At 42.0% G+C, this 18,053-nt stretch carries 11 protein-coding genes, 2 tRNA genes and 1 pseudogene; 11 read left to right on the top strand and 3 right to left on the bottom strand.

Going from position 1 to position 18,053, the window contains the following annotated elements; all coding sequences use genetic code 11:
• From G414_RS07780 to adhE, 7 genes and pseudogenes are all read left to right on the top strand, one after another.
• A pseudogene (locus tag G414_RS07780) lies at positions 1–204 on the top strand (GntR family transcriptional regulator); the annotation flags it as partial.
• A gap of 153 nt (positions 205–357) precedes the next feature.
• Positions 358–2,811 (top strand): phosphoketolase family protein, encoded by a 2,454-nt coding sequence (locus G414_RS0104225; protein WP_022791614.1) that lies wholly within the window; start codon positions 358–360, stop codon positions 2,809–2,811.
• Positions 2,812–2,993: 182 nt separating this feature from the next.
• A complete protein-coding gene (locus tag G414_RS0104220) occupies positions 2,994–4,346 on the top strand; it encodes an amino acid permease (protein WP_022791613.1) in 1,353 nt (450 codons plus the stop codon).
• An 81-nt stretch (positions 4,347–4,427) separates the two neighbouring features.
• On the top strand, positions 4,428–5,234 hold the full coding sequence (gene thiD, locus G414_RS0104215) for a bifunctional hydroxymethylpyrimidine kinase/phosphomethylpyrimidine kinase (protein ID WP_022791612.1): 807 nt from the start codon (positions 4,428–4,430) through the stop codon (positions 5,232–5,234).
• Positions 5,235–5,336: 102 nt separating this feature from the next.
• Positions 5,337–6,059, top strand: coding sequence for a DUF4811 domain-containing protein (locus G414_RS07260; RefSeq protein ID WP_051125786.1), 723 nt, complete (start codon positions 5,337–5,339; stop codon positions 6,057–6,059).
• Between the two features lie 9 nt (positions 6,060–6,068).
• Complete coding sequence (locus tag G414_RS0104205) at positions 6,069–7,964, top strand: M13-type metalloendopeptidase (RefSeq protein ID WP_022791610.1); 1,896 nt, start codon at positions 6,069–6,071, stop codon at positions 7,962–7,964.
• Positions 7,965–8,302: 338 nt separating this feature from the next.
• Positions 8,303–10,993 carry a bifunctional acetaldehyde-CoA/alcohol dehydrogenase gene (gene adhE / locus G414_RS0104200; RefSeq protein WP_022791609.1) on the top strand — a complete coding sequence of 897 codons (2,691 nt, stop codon included), beginning with the start codon at positions 8,303–8,305 and terminating at the stop codon, positions 10,991–10,993.
• A gap of 76 nt (positions 10,994–11,069) precedes the next feature.
• On the opposite strand, the gene G414_RS0104195 is transcribed toward adhE, so the two are convergent.
• From G414_RS0104195 to G414_RS0104185, 3 genes are all read right to left on the bottom strand, one after another.
• Positions 11,070–11,897, bottom strand: coding sequence for an exodeoxyribonuclease III (locus G414_RS0104195; RefSeq protein WP_022791608.1), 828 nt, complete (start codon positions 11,895–11,897; stop codon positions 11,070–11,072).
• Positions 11,898–12,007: 110 nt separating this feature from the next.
• A tRNA-Glu gene (locus G414_RS0104190) sits at positions 12,008–12,079 on the bottom strand.
• Positions 12,080–12,112: 33 nt separating this feature from the next.
• Positions 12,113–12,184: transfer RNA gene (locus G414_RS0104185), tRNA-Glu, on the bottom strand.
• A 225-nt stretch (positions 12,185–12,409) separates the two neighbouring features.
• On the opposite strand from G414_RS0104185, the gene G414_RS0104180 reads away from it, so the two are divergent.
• From G414_RS0104180 to G414_RS0104165, 4 genes are all read left to right on the top strand, one after another.
• Positions 12,410–13,087: a histidine phosphatase family protein gene (locus G414_RS0104180; RefSeq protein WP_236695791.1), complete on the top strand. Its 678-nt coding sequence runs from the start codon at positions 12,410–12,412 to the stop codon at positions 13,085–13,087.
• Between the two features lie 19 nt (positions 13,088–13,106).
• On the top strand, positions 13,107–14,399 hold the full coding sequence (gene hflX / locus G414_RS0104175; protein WP_022791606.1) for a GTPase HflX: 1,293 nt from the start codon (positions 13,107–13,109) through the stop codon (positions 14,397–14,399).
• A 128-nt stretch (positions 14,400–14,527) separates the two neighbouring features.
• Positions 14,528–16,255: an ABC transporter ATP-binding protein gene (locus tag G414_RS0104170; protein WP_022791605.1), complete on the top strand. Its 1,728-nt coding sequence runs from the start codon at positions 14,528–14,530 to the stop codon at positions 16,253–16,255.
• Positions 16,248–18,029, top strand: a complete 1,782-nt coding sequence (locus G414_RS0104165; protein WP_022791604.1) for an ABC transporter ATP-binding protein — start codon at positions 16,248–16,250, stop codon at positions 18,027–18,029. Before G414_RS0104170 ends, G414_RS0104165 begins: the two co-directional genes overlap by 8 nt.
• Positions 18,030–18,053: the final 24 nt, after the last annotated feature.

The raw sequence follows: 18,053 nt of genomic DNA, 5'->3' as shown, positions 1-18,053 counted from the left end.
GTTACCAAGTCTTTCTTAACAGTGACAGTGGAACCATCAAGTAAGGAAGATCAAACTTACATGCATTTAGCTGATAACGAGCCAGTTGGGGTGATGGCAGGAATCTATTTCTTGGATGATGGAACCCCCTTTGAGGTAGGTACGATGCGTATTCATTATCAGTATATGCAGTATAATAGCTTTGATAGTTTAGATGGCGATTAGTTTTCAGTAATTGGACCGCACCAATCTAGGTATTTTTCTTGTGTGTCCATGCTAAATCTGTTATTATAAGTTTGTCGACTGGAGGGATTGTCTCTAGTTGTGGTCCAGATTTTTTGTAGACAATTATATATATACAAAGGAGATTCGATCAAAATGGCAGTAGATTTTGATACCAAGGAATACCTTGAGAAGGTTGATGCCTGGTGGCGTGCAACCAACTATCTTTCAGCTGGTATGATCTTTTTGAAGAGCAACCCATTGTTCTCCGTAACAGACACACCTATTCAAGCTGATGACGTTAAGGTGAAGCCAATTGGACACTGGGGTACTATCTCAGGTCAAACCTTCATCTATGCTCATGGAAACCGTTTGATTAACAAGTATGGTTTGAACATGATGTACATCGGTGGCCCTGGTCACGGTGGTCAAGTTATGGTTACTAACTCATACCTTGATGGTACTTACACTGAAGATTATCCAGAGATTACCCAAGACCTTGAAGGTATGGCTCGCTTATTCAAGCGCTTCTCATTCCCTGGTGGAATTGGTTCTCACATGACAGCGCAAACACCAGGTTCATTACATGAAGGTGGTGAGTTAGGTTACTCACTATCTCATGGTGTTGGTGCTATTTTAGACAATCCTGATCAAATTGCTTTGACAGTAGTTGGTGACGGTGAAGCTGAAACTGGTCCTTCAATGACTGCATGGCATTCAATCAAGTTCATCAATCCTAAGAATGATGGTGCTGTATTGCCTGTCTTGGATTTGAATGGATTTAAGATTTCAAACCCAACAGTCTTCTCACGGATGAGTGATGAGCAAATTTCAGAATTCTTTACTGGTTTGGGATGGTCACCACGTTTCATCGAAAATGATGATATTCATGACTACATGGCTTACCACGAGAAGGCTGCTAAGATCTTTGATCAAGCAATTGAAGATATTCAAGCTATTCAAAAGGATGCCCGTGAGAACGGTCGTTATCAAGATGGTGAAGTAGCTCCATGGCCAGTTATCATCGCTCGTTTGCCAAAGGGTTGGGGTGGTCCACGTTACAACCAAGCCGGTGAGCCAATTGAAGGTTCATTCCGTGCCCACCAAGTACCACTTCCTCTTGAACAAGGTGATTTGTCAACCTTGCCACAATTTGAAGAGTGGATGAACTCATACAAGCCAGAAGAATTGTTCAACAAGGATGGTTCTTTGAAGGACGAAGTTGCTGCTATGGCTCCTAAGGGTGACAAGCGGATGGCTGCTAACCCAGCTGCTAATGGTGGTGCTCCTCGTGGTGAAGAGTCAAAGAACTTGACTTTGCCTGACTGGCACGAATTCACCAATGACATTACTGCTGACAACCGTGGAACTTTGTTGCCTGATGGTAACCGTAACATGGATATGAATGTCTTATCTGGTTACTTCGCTGCAGTTTCAAAGTTGAACCCAACATCATTCCGTATCTTTGGACCTGATGAGACGATGTCAAACCGTCTATGGGATATGTTCAAGATTACTAACCGTCAATGGATGGAACCAATCCATGACCCATATGACCAATATGAAGCTCCAGAAGGTCGTATCTTGGATGCTCAACTTTCAGAGCATCAAGCTGAAGGTTGGTTGGAAGCTTACACCTTGACTGGTCGTGTTGGTGTCTTTGCATCATACGAATCATTCTTGCGTGTTGTTGATTCAATGATTACACAACACTTCAAGTGGTTGCGTCACGCCTCAGAGCAATCATGGCGTAATTCTTACCCATCATTGAACTTGATTTCAACGTCAACTGTCTTCCAACAAGACCACAACGGTTACACTCACCAAGATCCAGGTATGTTGACTCACTTGGCTGAGAAGAAGGCTGACTTTATCCGTCAATACCTACCAGCTGATGGAAACACGTTGTTGGCTGTCTTTGATCGTGCCTTCTCTGAGCGTCAAAAGGTTAACCACATCGTGGCTTCTAAGCAACCACGTCAACAATGGTTCTCTGCTCAAGAAGCTGAAATTTTGGCTAACGAAGGTTTGGCAGTTGTAGATTGGGCTTCTACCGCTCCACAAGGTAAGGCCGACATCGTCTTTGCATCTGCTGGTGTTGAGCCAACCATCGAAACTTTAGCTGCTTTGCACTTGGTCAATGAGGCCTTCCCAGACGTTAAGTTCCGCTACGTCAACGTGGTTGAGTTGATGCGTTTGCAAAAGAAGAATGGTCCTATGAATGCTGAGCGTTCATTGTCAGATGACGAATTCCAGACTTACTTCGGTGAGTCAGGTACACCGGTTATCTTTGGCTTCCACGGTTACGAAGATTTGATTCAATCATTCTTCTACGAGCGTGAGCACTTGGGCTTGCATCCACATGGTTATCGTGAAGATGGTGATATCACCACTACTTACGATATGCGTGTCTACTCACAAATGGACCGCTTTAACCAAGCTAAGGATGCAGTTGCAACATTGATGGACAAGGGTGTTATTGATGATGCTAAGGGAACAGCCTTCTTGCAAAAGATGGATGAAATCTTAGCAAAGCACTTTGATGTTACTCGTAATGAAGGACATGATATCCCAGAGTTTACTGACTGGGCATGGACACCATTGGTTTAATTTCAAAAGTGGTTTTAAACTGTTAAATAAGAAAGGGCACTGTTACTAACCAGTAACGGTGCCCTTTTTTATTGAGTTAATCAGGTGTAGAATGAGCATTTATAGGTGTGATTTTAAAAATGAGACATTGGTTCAATGTGATAGTTTGAACGGTTAGCAATTCACAGAAATGGTGAGGATTGATGGAAAGAAAATTAAGTGCGCGGCAAATTCAAATGATTGCCTTAGGTGGGACAATTGGTGTGGGTCTCTTTATGGGATCTACGGCGACCATTAAATGGACGGGTCCTTCGGTCTTATTGGCATATATTATTGCGGGCGTCTTTTTGTACCTCATTATGCGTGCTTTGGGTGAAATGGCCTATGTTGATCCAGATACGGGGTCTTTTGCCAAATATGCAACTGAATATATGCATCCGATATGGGGTTACCTAACAGCCTGGAGCAATATTTTTCAGTATATTGTAGTTGGTATGAGTGAAATGATTGCGATTGGGGGATACTTTGAGTTTTGGTGGCCACACTTGCCAGCTTGGTTACCGGGTGTTATTGCGATTGTGTTCTTATGTTTAGCTAATTTAATTTCTGTAAAAATGTTTGGTGAGTTAGAATTTTGGTTTGCCTTAATTAAGGTTGTTACGATTATTTTTATGATTGTTATTGGAGCTGGGATCATTTTCTTTGGGATAGGGAATGGCTTTCATCCTATTGGTATTAGTAATTTATGGGAACATGGTTTTTTTACCGGTGGCTTTTCGGGCTTTGTTTTTGCACTATCAATTGTGCTTGCTTCATACCAAGGGATTGAACTGATTGGGGTGACAGCTGGTGAAGCTGAAAATCCACGTGAAACCTTAGTAAAAGCAATTCATTCAACGGTCTATCGAATTCTTATTTTTTACGTTGGGGCGATATTTGTTATTTTGTGTATTTATCCCTGGAATGAATTAGGCCGGGTCGGTTCACCCTTTGTTGAGACCTTTGCCAAGATTGGCATCACAGCCGCCGCCTCGATTATTAATGTGGTTGTGATTACAGCGGCTTTGTCTGGAACCAACTCAGGAATTTATAGTGCTAGTCGAATGTCATATACATTGGCCGCGCAACACCAATTACCCAAAACATTTATGAGGCTAAATAGGCAGGGCGTACCTGCTTATGCGGTGATTGCAATTTCTGTAGGTATTTTTTTAGGCCTGCTTTTAAGCGCCCTGGCGCCTCTTTTCTTTAAACAATCGGCAAATGCCTTTGTGGTTATTTATAGTTCTAGTACTTTGCCAGGTATGATTCCTTGGTTTGTGATTTTAATTAGTCAAATTCGCTTTCGCCGAGAACATCGGACTCAGATGGCGCAGCATCCATTTAAGATGCCGTTATCACCGCTGTCAAACTATATTACCTTAGCTTTTCTACTGCTTACATTGATATTTATGTTTTTGAATCCCGAGACTCGGATTTCAATTTGTACAGGTGTTATTTTTTTGGCTTTGATGAGTGTGGTTTATGTAATTAAGTTTCGACCAAAAAAAGGATAATGTTCAAAAGCCGATTTGTATATCGGCTTTTTCTGTATATTAGTATATAATGAGATAAATTAAACTAGGGGGTGATTACTAATGGTAAATACATTTCCACAAGTGGTGACCATTGCTGGAAATGACAGTGATGGTTCAGCAGGTGGACCGGCTGATTTACATGCTTTTTTTCAACGACAGGTTTATGGCATGTTAATCTTAACATCGGCTGTGGCTGGAAATTCCTATGGCATTCAGGATACGATGGTTATGCCAGCCGAATTTATTGCAGCGCAATTCGATAGTTTGGCAGCTGACTTTAATATCAGGGCGGTTAAGACTGGCATGTTAGCTGATGCCAAGACGATACATACGGTAGCAGAGAAACTGACAGCAGTTGATTTTGGCCATTTTGTTTTAGATCCAGTGATTTCAACTAAACATGGGGCTAGATTGCTTGAATTAAATGCCTTGACGACGCTAAAAGAGGAGTTGATACCCTTAGCCGAACTTATTACACCTAATTTTTATGAACAAGAGATATTAGCAGGACAAAAAATTAATAACGAGGCGGATGTATTGGCAGCGGCTCATAAAATTCAAGCACTGGGTGTGCCGAATGTACTGATGAAGGGTCGCCATGATCTTGTACAGCAAAAGGAAGTACGAGATTTATTGCTTACTGCGAGTGGGGAAGGGATATGGTTGACCGCGCCCTATGTTGCAACGAAGCATATTAATGGGACTGGCGATACGTTATCGGCAATAATTGTGGCTGAATTAGCCAAGGGTCAGACCTTGGAAACGGCAGTTAAGCGGGCTAAACGATTGACCCAGCAGGCAATTGCAAACGAAATTGAGGTAGGGCACCAGTTTGGTCCCATTAATCAGTGGCGTTTAGATGATTAAAAGATTATTGAGGAAGTTTCTTTTTAAAGCAATTAATTAGGTAAAAGGCTTATAATTAAATTAACTATATAAGCTGACTTTTACTTGAGGGAGTGTTATAAAATGATTGTTTTATTGGTCTTGGGGTTTGCCCTGTTATTATTTACGTTGATGCAATACGTCCACCATCGCAGAATTAGCTGGCTGCCACTATTATTTGGGCTAATGTTAGTTGCTGGAAATAGCTGGTGGTTAGCGAATGCACAACGAGAGCATTTATTTATGCAACGTGAATCAGTTGCTAAAACTGAAAAAATAGCTCCTAGTGCATCATTGGGCGATTATCACTTTGTAACGACGACCAAAGTGGGGAAAGGTCTTCGCTATACCTATAAGATTGGTGACCAGAGTTATCAAACCTTAGCCGAACATACCAAAATGACGGTTAAACATAGTGATGATAAAGATGCTACTTTACAGACAACGGTTAAAACGTATCGGACACAAAATATGTTTGATCGGTTGATGCGGTGGGGAGAGCCCCAGCAACTTCCAGCCGGTACTGACTATGTTTTAACGTTGCCTACTAATTGGCATGTTGTTAATAAGAAACAATATGCACAACTAGTCGATGTGGTTAAACACGCCAATGACGATGTGCCAGCAGCAGTTACGAAGCTAATTAAACATGAATTTGCCTTAGCGGCTAAGAGCAATGATGATTTTACTAGTAATAAAAAAGCACAAGCTCATTTAAAAGATCAAATTACCAAAGATGAGTTACATAAGGCTGAAGACAAAATGAATGAAGAAATTGGACGCCTATTAGCTGAATGGCATAGATAAGGAGAGTATATGACAGTAAGAAGACAGGATGACCTGTATGAGGCCGTTAATGCTGATTGGGCGGCACAAGCCGTTATTCCTGATGATAAGGCACGAACAGGTGGCTTTAGTGATTTAGCGGATGACATTGAAAAATTGATGTTAACAACCACTGAACGTTGGCAAACAGAAGGCCTAGATACTGATGATCACGTATTAGCTAATTTTGTTAAGTATCATCGGTTGGCTCGTGACTGGCGGACGCGAGACCAATTGGGGGCCGCTCCAGTGCAACCTATGATTGAACGCTATCAAGCCATGCAGCATTTGCAAGATTTTACTGATCAATTAGCGGACTTAGAATTAGCGGGTATGCCTAATGAATTGCCATTAGGGATAGCGCCAGATTTCAAGGATGCCCAGACAAATGTGTTATGGGCTGATGGGTTGAGTACGATTTTGCCGGACACGACCTACTATGAACCTAATCATCCACAAGGAGCAGCGTTATTACAAAAGTGGCGTCAGGCTCAGGAAGCTTTATTTAAGGCTTTTGGCTTTGATGAGGAGACGACGCGTGACATTTTAGATAAAGCGCTTGCTTTTGATCAGCGGGTAGCTGACTATGTCTTGAGTAATGAAGAGGCAGCCGAATACGTTAAACTGTATCATCCTTATAGTTGGGCCGACTTCAAGGCGCTGGCTCCTCAACTACCTTGGGATGACTTTATGAAAAAGGTACTTGGTCAGTTGCCAGATAAAATTATTGTGAGTGATGTTCGCTTCTGGAGCCATGCGGATCAATTTTATTCTCAAGAGGCATGGCCCTTGTTAAAGGCTATGCTATTGGTAGATGTAGTAAATGCTTATACAGGCTACCTATCAAATGATTTGCGTTTGCTGGGCGGTGCTTATAGTCGTGAACTGTCAGGAACTCCGGCGGCTAGCAGTCAAGATAAGTCAGCCTACTATTTAACTGCGGCTCCTTTTAATCAGGCGCTTGGCCTATGGTATGCTCATAAGTATTTTTCACCAGCTGCAAAGGCAGATATTGAGCATAAAGTGCAAACCATGATTGACGTTTACAAGCAGCGTTTGGCGGCGATTGATTGGCTGGAAGCTAGTACGAAGATAAAGGCACAAGAAAAATTAGATGCCATTGTGCCACACATTGGTTACCCAGAGAAATTACCGGCTCGTTATTATGAAAAGACGGTTGACGAGGGAGCTAGTTTATTTGATACAGCTAATAAGTTTATCAGGCAGTCCATCGCTTATCAGTGGTCAAAGTGGAATCAACCGGTGGACCGGTCTGAATGGCATATGCCCGCACATTTAGTTAATGCTTATTATGATCCTCAACAAAATCAAATTGTATTTCCTGCGGCCATCTTACAGGCACCGTTCTACAGTTTGGACCAGACTTCATCTGAAAATTATGGTGGGATTGGTGCAGTCATTGCACATGAGATTTCACATGCCTTTGATACCAATGGCGCTTCTTTTGATGAACATGGTAGCTTAAATAATTGGTGGACTGAGAAAGATTATGCGGCCTTTAATGAGCGGACGCAAAAGATAGTAGCAGAATTTGACGGTTTAGATTCTTACGGGGCAAAAGTTAACGGAAAGTTGACGGTGTCAGAAAACGTTGCCGACCTAGGTGGGGTGGCAGCTGCTTTGCAAGCGGCCCAAGCAGAATCAGATTATTCGGCCCAAGCATTCTTTAATAATTGGGCTAAAATTTGGCGCATGAAAGCACGCCCAGAATTTATGAGAGTTATGGCGACAACTGATGTACATGCGCCAGCTAAGTTGCGAGCTAATGTTATTGCCACCAACTTTGATGAATTTATGCAGGCTTTTTCAGTTAAGCCAACTGATGGTATGTATCGGGCACCAGGTGATCGAGTGGTTATTTGGTAGTGATTACGATAAGCTAAGTTGATAAAGCTGCTTAAAATGAGATAAAAATTTGCCGAACGGATTCCGTTCGGTTTTTTGTTATTAGGATGAGTGGGCAATTCGTGCCAATGATAATTTGTGTACTAACATATTTGCATATATAAGTATATATGTAAGCGTTTACCAATAGGTATAAGTGATAAACATCACAACTAGCGATTTTATTAAAAAGCCTATATATAGCCATATTAGAGCTTTTAATTAATTTTAAAGGATTTTATTGACAAAACTTTGTGAAATGATATACTAAGTATTGTTGATAGAAGTAATAAATAAAACATCAAAAAAGGAGCTTCAACATGGCTGATTCATCAAAGAAAAAAGAGTTAACTCCAGAAGCAAAGGAACAAAAGAAATTAGCTGCTGAAAAAATGACAGCAGAACTTGTCAAAAAAGCGCAAATTGCTGAAAATGAATTTAAAACTTACTCACAAGAACAGGTAGATAAAATTGTAGCAGCGATGGCCTTGGCGGCATCTGAACAGTCATTGGCCTTAGCACATGAAGCGGTTGATGAAACTGGCCGTGGGGTGGTAGAAGATAAGGATACAAAGAACCACTTTGCCTCAGAAGCGGTCTTTAATAAAATTAAGGACGATAAGACGGTCGGTGTCATCGCTGAGGATCCAGTAGCAGGGTCAGTTACATTAGCGGCACCATTGGGTGTATTAGCTGGGATTGTTCCAACTACGAATCCAACTTCAACGACGATTTTTAAGTCAATGTTGGCTGCTAAAACACGTAATACAATTATCTTTGCCTTCCACCCCCAAGCACAAAAGTCTTCAGCCCATGCGGCTAAGATTGTTTACGATGCAGCAATTAAGGCTGGGGCTCCAAAAAACTTTATTCAGTGGATTGAGAAGCCTTCAATTGATGCAACTACGGCTTTGATAACCAACCCTGGCATTGCCAATATTTTGGCAACTGGTGGGCCTGGAATGGTGAATGCAGCCTTACATTCAGGAAACCCTTCTATGGGAGTCGGTGCTGGAAATGGAGCTGTTTATATTGACGGTACAGCCAATATTGATCGGGCGGTTGAGGATTTACTACTATCAAAGCGCTTTGATAATGGTATGATTTGTGCAACCGAGAACTCAGCAGTTGTTGATGCAGCGGTCTATGATGAATTTATGCAAAAGATGCAAGAACATGGAGCTTATCTGCTACCTAAGAAGGAATATAAAAAGTTATCAGACTATGTATTCAAAAAGAATGCTGATGGCTATGGTGTAAATGGACCAATTGCTGGTCGGTCAGGCAAGTGGATTGCAGAGCAGGCTGGAATTAAAATGCCAGCTGATGATGATGTAATTATTTTTGAATTAGATGAAAAGAACATTGGTGAGCCACTGTCTTCAGAGAAATTGAGTCCCTTGGTTTCGATTTATAAGTCAAAGAATCGGCAAAACGCAATCGACATTGTCAAAGCCCTTCTTGACTATCAAGGTGCTGGACATAATGCGGCTATCCAAATTGGCGCCCAAGATGATCCGTTTGTGAAGGAATATGCCGATGCTGTGCAAGCTTCGCGAATTTTAGTTAACCAGCCTGATTCAATTGGTGGAATTGGTGATATTTATACAGATGCTTTGCGTCCATCTTTGACGCTAGGAACTGGTTCATGGGGGAAGAATTCATTGTCACATAACTTATCAACAAATGACTTATTGAACTTTAAAACCGTTGCTCGTCGGCGTAATCGTCCAGAGTGGATTCGTATCCCTAAGGACATTTATTATGAGTCTAATGCCATTTCTTACTTACAAGACATGCCTGATATGACGCGCGCCTTCATCGTCGCTGATCCTGGTATGGTTCAATTTGGCTTCGTAGATAAGGTTATGGATCAGTTAGCACTACGGGTTGAACCAGTTAAGACATCAATTTATGGAACTGTCCAACCTGACCCAACCCTTAAGCAAGCCATTGAAATTGCTCGTCAAATGGCAGACTTCAAGCCAGATACAGTGATTGCCCTAGGTGGTGGTTCAGCCATGGACGTTGGTAAGATTGCCCGTTTCATTTATGAATATTCAACTAACCATGAAGGCATTTTGGATAATCCGGCAGCTTTGAAAGAACTGTTCCAAAAGTTGCAGCAAAAGTTTATTGATATCCGTAAGCGTGTAATTAAGTTCCAACCACAGAAATTGACCCAACTAGTGGCTATTCCAACAACATCGGGGACTGGGTCTGAAGTAACACCATTTGCCGTTATTACAGATGATGAAACCCATGTTAAGTATCCATTGGCAGATTATGAACTCACACCACAAGTGGCGATTGTTGATCCTGAATTTGTAATGACTGTGCCAAAGCGTACCGTTGCTTACTCTGGTTTAGATGCATTGTCACATGCCTTAGAGTCATATGTATCTGTTATGGCCTCAGAGTTTACCCGTCCTTGGGCCTTACAAGCGATTAAGATGATTTTTGAAAACTTGGCTGAGTCATATAACTATGACCCTGCACATCCAACTAAGGAAGGCCAACATGCACGTGCACAAATGCATTACGCATCAACGATGGCGGGTATGTCATTTGCTAATGCCTTCTTGGGCTTGAATCATGGTTTGGCTCACAAAACTGGAGGTGCTTTTGGTTTGCCACATGGTTTGGCAATTTCAATTGCTATGCAAGGTGTTATTAAATACAATGCCGCTACTGGTAATGTTAAGAGAACACCGTTCCCTCGCTATGAAGTCTACCGGGCACAAGCAGATTATGCAGATATTGCCCGTGCCTTAGGGTTAAAGGGTGATAGTGATGAAGCGTTAGTAGAGTCGTTAATTGAGCGTATTAAGGCTTTGGCTGCTTCTGTAGACGTTAAAACATCATTGTCGGAAAACGGGGTAACAAAGAGTGATTTTGATGATGCCCTCGATGAAATGGTTGATTTGGTTTATGATGACCAATGCACAGGTGCTAACCCTCGCCAACCACGTTTGACTGATATTCGTCAATTGTTGATGGATGAATTTTAACAATTAGAGTTTAAATAAAAAAGCAGGTTCACCTTGAAAGGTGAACCTGCTTTTGCTGTTTCACATGAAACAGATCCTATAAATCATATTGATCTAATTCGAGTAAAATGGGGGCATGATCTTGTCGAGCGCCAGTATCAATTACCGAAAAATTGGTCACGTACTCAAAAAGGCGATTGGAGACGAGATAATAATCAATTCGCCAGCCTGAGTTGTTTATCTTTGATTGCTTGGCTCGTTGAGCCCACCAGGTATAGACATCACTGGTATCTGGATGAAGTTTACGGAAAGTATCGGTGAAGCCAGCAGCCAGTAGTTGACTGAACTTGGAGCGTTCCTCATCAGTGAAGCCAGCGCTATGGTGGTTGGCAGTTGGATGTTTTAGATCAATTGGCTGATGAGCCACGTTAAAATCACCTGAGAAAATAACGGGTTTTACCTGGTCTAGTTTTTGGATGTATTGACGGTATGCATCATCCCATGCTTGGCGATCATCCAGACGGGCTAGTTCGCTACCGGAATTAGGCGTATAAACAGTTGAGACGAAGGTGTGTGGAAATTCTAAGGTAATGATTCGCCCTTCTAGATCCATTTCACCTGGTGCCCCAATTTTTGGATAAGTTACATTCACTGGTTCTATTAAGGAAAGCATCATGGTGCCTGAATAGCCTTTGCGACCTTCACTGAAATTTAGATAGCGGTAATAGTCAGGAAAAAGGGCATCAAGAGTTGCGGCCTGCTTTGTAGTTAAGCCAGTTGCTTTAAGTTTGGTTTCCTGGATGGCAATGACCGTGGGTTTACGGGCAGCCAATTCCTTTAAAATGGCATAGGTCATTTCTCCGCGGGGAGATTTATGTTCAATAGCAGCATTAATACTGTCAATATTCCAAGAGATGAGTTGCATAGTAAGTAACCGTCCTTTTACAGGTTTTTCTTTATTGCCATTGTAACGGTTTTTAAGGGAATAAACAAAAAGCAGGCGTCTAAAAGAAGACACCTGCTTTTTAATTATGATAGCCCAACAGGGAGTCGAACCCTGGATTCCGCGCTGAGAACGCGACGTCTTGACCACTTGACCATTGGGCCATGTTGGATAATAGTGTGTGAGCCACATAAAAATAGCCCAACAGGGAGTCGAACCCTGGATTCCGCGCTGAGAACGCGACGTCTTGACCACTTGACCATTGGGCCAATATTATACCAACACTCTGGCTAACACATACTTAACAACAGTAATTAACTATACAGACCCCTGGTGAAAATGTCAATAGTATTATGGGATAAGCTTTGGTAATTGACATGAATTTAAGGTCCAGGAATTATTTGAAAAATGCTATAATGAAGGCATGTTAATGTTTTTTTAATGATTGGCATAGCTTGGTCAGTGTCAATACATAGGACCAAAGGAAATGGGGAATGAGTATGACTTTTAACTTATACTTAGTACGACATGGCGAAACGTATTTGAATAAATATGATCGGATGCAAGGATGGAGTGATGCGCCATTAACAACGAGTGGGATCGAAGACGCTCAGGCAGCAGGAGAGCGACTGCAAGGTGTGCAATTTGCGCAGGCCTATTCATCTGATTTATCACGTGCTCGTGACACTGCCCGTGCAATTTTGGAGCAGAACCGGGCTAGCACGGGTTTGACAGAGCCTGAACAATTAGCTGCTTTTCGCGAAGTCTTTTTCGGTGGTTTTGAAGCGTTAAAGGGACCAAAAGTAGCAGCTGAAGTTGGTCAACAATTAGGGTTAGCAAATATTAAGTCATATGGTGACTTGACTACACAATTAACGATGAACGGGACAATGGATGCCTTTAAGGAGTTAGATCCTTATCATGATGCTGAAGACGCTGATGAATTTTGGACCCGCGTCCAGGCTGGTTTTGAATATATACGACAGCATGCGCAAGATGGGGACAATATATTGCTCGTAGCCCATGGCACGTTGATTCGTAACCTGGTAAGTCAGTATGAGAGTGACCAAGCAGCTGAAGAAAAGCCTGTCAATGGTATGATTTCAGTTTGGCAGGTCAGTGATCAGGACCTAAGCTTAAAGGCTTATAATGATACAACAACTATATGGTAAGTAAAAATAGGGAGAATGAATGGCAGTAGCGACGAGTGAAGTAGCAAAAGAACAACCACGTGTTATTTTATTGGGTTTAGACCGGCAGGATGATACCTTTGAGTATCAAATGACGGAATTAGCAGAATTAGCAGCGGCTAACGATATGGTGGTAGTCGGCCAGATAAGTCAAAAAATGGACCGGCCTAATGCAGGAACGTATTTTGGTAAAGGAAAAGTAGATGAGTTAAGTGAAGCGGTTAGCTATTATGAAGCTGATATGGTTGTTGCCAATGATGAATTATCACCTTCACAAATTCGAAATTTAGAGACTAAAACTGGGGCTAGTGTGATTGATCGGACAGCTTTAATTTTAGATATCTTTGCACGACGGGCCAGAACGCGAGTTGCTCAATTACAGGTGGCTATTGCTCAGTTACAGTATCAATTGCCCCGCCTACGTACATCAATGAATGTGCGTTTGGACCAACAAACGGGTGGCGGAGGCGGTTCCTTTACTAGTCGTGGGGCCGGTGAAACCAAGCTAGAACTTAACCGGCGTCATATTGAGCATAAGATTGCTGACTTACGTAAAGAACTAGCGGAAATTGAGCATGATGATCAAACTAGGCGTAGTCAACGATTAAAAGAAAATATCAAAAATGTTGCCCTAGTCGGGTATACTAACGCAGGGAAGTCAACCATTATGAACGGGCTTGTACAACGTTTTGGTGCAAATCAGGAGAAAACTGTCTTTGAAGCTGATATGCTATTTGCCACGTTAGAAACGGCTGTTCGTAAGTTAACGCTACCAGATCATCAAAGTTTTCTCTTATCAGATACGGTTGGATTTGTTTCACATTTGCCTCATGGGTTAGTGGCTGCCTTTAGAGCGACTTTGACTGAGGCCGCCCAGGCAGATTTGTTAGTCCAGGTTGTTGATTATTCAGATGAAAATTATCAAGCCATGATGGCTACGACTGAAAAAACCTTAAAAGAGATTGGGGTTGGGGACGTACCTATGATTACGGTTTACAATAAGGCAGATCAAATAGCAGACACAGCTTATCCTGAACGGGAGGGTGAAAATGCCTTAGTTATGTCGGCTCAAGATGAGTCTTCATTAACGGCCCTGGTGACCATGATTGAGGAACAGATTTTTGCTGATAATGTGGAAAAGACCTTATTGATTCCGTTTGACCAGGGTAAAGTAGTGGCTGAATTAAATGACCAGGCGGTGGTCTTAGCAACAGATTATGAGACCGATGGTACACGGTTGCGCGTTGTGTTAAGTCCAACGCAGGTTAAACGTTATCAACAATATGAAGGATAGAAGCAGGCAGTTTTCTAACTGCTTAATGAGCGATTAACCATAGGTGTTAGTCGCTCTTTGTATATGAATGTAAGCGGGGTTAGTACTAGATTGGTGAATGCCCCTAGTAGAAGAACGGAGGGGACTGGATGAAGTTTATACTTCCTTACCTGAAAAAATATAAAAAAGATATTGTTTGGGCCTGCCTAACGATTAGCTTGGCGGCCATTGCTAGCTTATGGCAACCAAAACTATTACAGCAGGTGGTACAAGCAATTGCCGATGACAAAATGGGCCAGATTTCATCATTAGGAGTAGAACTCATTGTCATTGCCTTGGTTGGGTTAGTGGCCGGCGCATTGAACACAATGTTTGCGGCCCGTATTGCCATGGGCGTAGCAGCAGATATTCGGTTAAATGAGTATCAAAAAATTCAGCAATTTTCTTATGGTAATATTGAACAATTTTCAGCAGGTAACTTGGTTGTTCGTTTAACTAATGATGTACAACAAGTACAAAATATGGTGATGGCAATTTTTCAGACTGTTTTACGAATTCCCATCATTTTTATTGGTGCCCTGGTGTTGGCATTAATGACCTTGCCTAACTTGTGGTGGGTCATCTTAGTGATGGTTATTTTGGTGATTGCCATATCAGCTGGTGTGTTTAAACCGATGGGAAAGTTTTTTGGAAAAATTCAAGGCTTAATTGATAAAACAAATAATTTGGCAAAGGAAAACTTGCAAGGGGCGCGGGTGGTTAAGTCTTTTAACCAAAGTGAACAAGAGGCTAAGCGTTTTAATGTCGCAGCAGACAGCTTGAATACAATTAACATTAAGATTGGTTATTTGTTTGGCCTTCTCATGCCTGCATTCATGTTGGTGGGCCAACTAGCAATCGCGGTATCAGTTTGGTACGTGGGGTCCCATGTCGTGGCTGATCCTAAAATGCTAGGTGGGTTGACCTCTTTTGTTAATTATTTGATGCAAATCATGATTGCCATTGTGAATGGTGGCTTTATGATGACCTTTGCTGCCCGGGCCTTTGTCTCAGTGGGCCGAATTGAAGAAGTGATGCAAACACAGCCGGACTTAACTTTTAAAAAGGATGCGCCGGCAGTGAAGCTAGCTGGTTCAGTTGCCTTTAAACAGGTTAGTTTTACCTACCCTGGAGATAGCCAAGAGGTTTTGCATGATATTTCATTTTCAGTTGACCCAGGTGAAATGATTGGTATTGTGGGAGCAACGGGTTCTGGAAAGTCGACGGTAGCTCAATTAATCGCGCGTTTATTTGACCCTAGTAAGGGCTCAGTTGAAGTTGGTGGGGTCGATTTGCGAGATGTAAACGAACAGTCCTTACGTCAAGCGGTGGCTTACGTTCAACAGCGGGCCATGCTCTTTTCGGGTACGATTGCTGACAATCTTCGCCAGGGTAAGCGGGATGCAAAGCTGGCAGATATGCGTAAGGCAGGCTCAATCGCACAAGCGGCTGAATTCGTAGAAAAATATCCAGATAGCTATGAACACCAAGTTGAAGAGCGTTCGGCTAATTTTTCTGGTGGTCAAAAGCAACGGCTTTCTATTGCACGAGGGGTTATTGGGCAGCCGGCAATTTTAATTTTGGATGATTCGACATCGGCGCTAGATGCGCAATCTGAAAAGCGCGTTCAAGCAGCCTTAGCGACTGATCTACCAAGGACTACGAAATTTATTATTGCTGAAAAAATTTCATCAGTGATTAAAGCCGATCGCATTTTTGTGATGGCTGATGGTCACTTGGTTGCTGAGGGAAGTCACCACGCCTTGCTTAAAACCTCGCCTGTTTATCAAGAAATTTACAACACACAAAAGGCACAGGAGGTAGATGTAGATGACTAACTTGATTCAAGCCGCTAAATTCTTTGCCCATTATTTTAAGCATTATAAATTAGGGATGGCAGTGATTGGCCTCTTTACGATATTGGCTACCTATTTTCAAGTCACTGCGCCGGTTTATATGGGAAAAGCGATTCAAGAAATTGCCAATTACATGGGGAAGGCATTGAATCCTGCGACACGTGCACAGGCATCTTTAAGTCAGGTGCATACGGCCGTCTGGTTCTTCCTACTGTTTTCCTTACTAATGCTGGTAGCCCAACTGATTAATTATGTTATGCAGGCTATTGTATCTTCAAACTCAGTTAATGATATGCGTAAGGGTTTGTTTGGTAAGTTACAGACAATGACCATTCGTTACTTTGATGCCCATCAGGATGGTGAAATCTTATCCCGATTTACGTCAGATTTGGATAATATCTATAATGCCATGAATGAGGCCATTTTTCAGCTCTTTTCACAAGGTGTCTTGATGATTGGTGTCTTATGGATGATGTTTCATCAAAATGTTACTCTGGCCTGGGTAACGATTGCAGCAACGCCAATCTCACTATTGTTAGCTTATTTAATTATTCGTCGTGCTGAGAAGTATGTGAACCTACAGCAAGATGAAGTAGGGCATTTGAACGGGTATATTAATGAGCAAATTAATGGTGAAAAGGTAATTATTACGAATGGTTTGCAAGCGGAGTCTGTCAAAAACTTTGAAGACTACAATCAAAGGGTTAAAGATGCTACTTACCGGGGACAAGTCTGGTCAGGGATTCTTTTTCCCTTGATGTCAGGGATGAGTCTGGTAAATACAGCCATTGTGATCTTCTTTGGTGGCTACCTTACCTTGAACGGTACTCTGGATCGGGCTGTGGCCTTAGGTCTAATCGTCATGTTCGTTAATTTTTCGCAGCAGTATTATCAACCAATTAGTCAAATCACGGCAACTTATAATATGCTGCAATTGGCCATTACGGGGGCTAAACGACTGAATGAAGTTTTTGAACAGGCCGATGAGGTATCACCAGCCGATGGTATTATTTTTACTGGTTTAAAAGATAAGGTAGAATTGGATGACGTGCATTTTAGTTATCAAGAGGGTCATGAAATTCTACATGGGATTGATATTGAGGTTGACAAGGGGCAAATGGTAGCTTTGGTTGGCCCCACGGGCTCTGGGAAAACAACGGTAATGAATTTGCTAAATCGCTTTTATGATGTTGACCAAGGCGTTGTGAAGTTTGACGGAACCGATATTCGAAAGTTTAATTTGGCCAGTTTGCGAGAACACGTGGGCATTGTCTTACAAGATTCGGTTATCTTTACTGGCACTATCCGCTACAATATTGCCTTTGGTAAGCCAGCTGCCAGTGATGATGAAGTCTATGCAGCAGCTAAGCAGGCTTATATTCATGACTTTATTATGTCCTTACCAGAAGGCTATGATACAGTTGTTAATGATGAGCATTCTATTTTCTCCACTGGGCAAAAACAATTATTGTCAATTGCTAGAACAATTCTCACAAATCCAGACTTATTGATTTTAGATGAAGCAACCTCAAACGTAGATACTGTAACGGAAGCTAAAATCCAAAAAGCAATGGATAATGTTATTCATGGACGAACGAGTTTTGTGATTGCCCATCGCTTGAAAACGATATTGAATGCCGATAAAATCATTGTCTTAAAGGATGGACAAATTATTGAGGTGGGGACCCACCAAGAATTGTTAGCGGCCAAGGGATTTTATGCAGAGTTGTATCATAACCAAATGGTCTTTGATTAAGCAATGAATTTTAAAAGAGGGGCA

The organism is Weissella halotolerans DSM 20190 (assembly GCF_000420365.1).
GTDB lineage: Bacteria > Bacillota > Bacilli > Lactobacillales > Lactobacillaceae > Weissella > Weissella halotolerans.
The sequence above is the reverse complement of the archived record's forward strand: the minus strand, read 5'-3'. Positions and strand labels throughout refer to the sequence as shown.

What these genes read in the sequence shown, in the direction of transcription:
- G414_RS0104225 (WP_022791614.1), top strand. Translation starts at nt 358, where the DNA reads ATGGCAGTAGATTTTGATACCAAGGAATACCTTGAGAAGGTTGATGCC.
- G414_RS0104220 (WP_022791613.1), top strand. Translation starts at nt 2,994, where the DNA reads ATGGAAAGAAAATTAAGTGCGCGGCAAATTCAAATGATTGCCTTAGGT.
- thiD (WP_022791612.1), top strand. Translation starts at nt 4,428, where the DNA reads ATGGTAAATACATTTCCACAAGTGGTGACCATTGCTGGAAATGACAGT.
- G414_RS07260 (WP_051125786.1), top strand. Translation starts at nt 5,337, where the DNA reads ATGATTGTTTTATTGGTCTTGGGGTTTGCCCTGTTATTATTTACGTTG.
- G414_RS0104205 (WP_022791610.1), top strand. Translation starts at nt 6,069, where the DNA reads ATGACAGTAAGAAGACAGGATGACCTGTATGAGGCCGTTAATGCTGAT.
- adhE (WP_022791609.1), top strand. Translation starts at nt 8,303, where the DNA reads ATGGCTGATTCATCAAAGAAAAAAGAGTTAACTCCAGAAGCAAAGGAA.
- G414_RS0104195 (WP_022791608.1), bottom strand. Translation starts at nt 11,897, where the DNA reads ATGCAACTCATCTCTTGGAATATTGACAGTATTAATGCTGCTATTGAA.
- G414_RS0104180 (WP_236695791.1), top strand. Translation starts at nt 12,410, where the DNA reads ATGAGTATGACTTTTAACTTATACTTAGTACGACATGGCGAAACGTAT.
- hflX (WP_022791606.1), top strand. Translation starts at nt 13,107, where the DNA reads ATGGCAGTAGCGACGAGTGAAGTAGCAAAAGAACAACCACGTGTTATT.
- G414_RS0104170 (WP_022791605.1), top strand. Translation starts at nt 14,528, where the DNA reads ATGAAGTTTATACTTCCTTACCTGAAAAAATATAAAAAAGATATTGTT.
- G414_RS0104165 (WP_022791604.1), top strand. Translation starts at nt 16,248, where the DNA reads ATGACTAACTTGATTCAAGCCGCTAAATTCTTTGCCCATTATTTTAAG.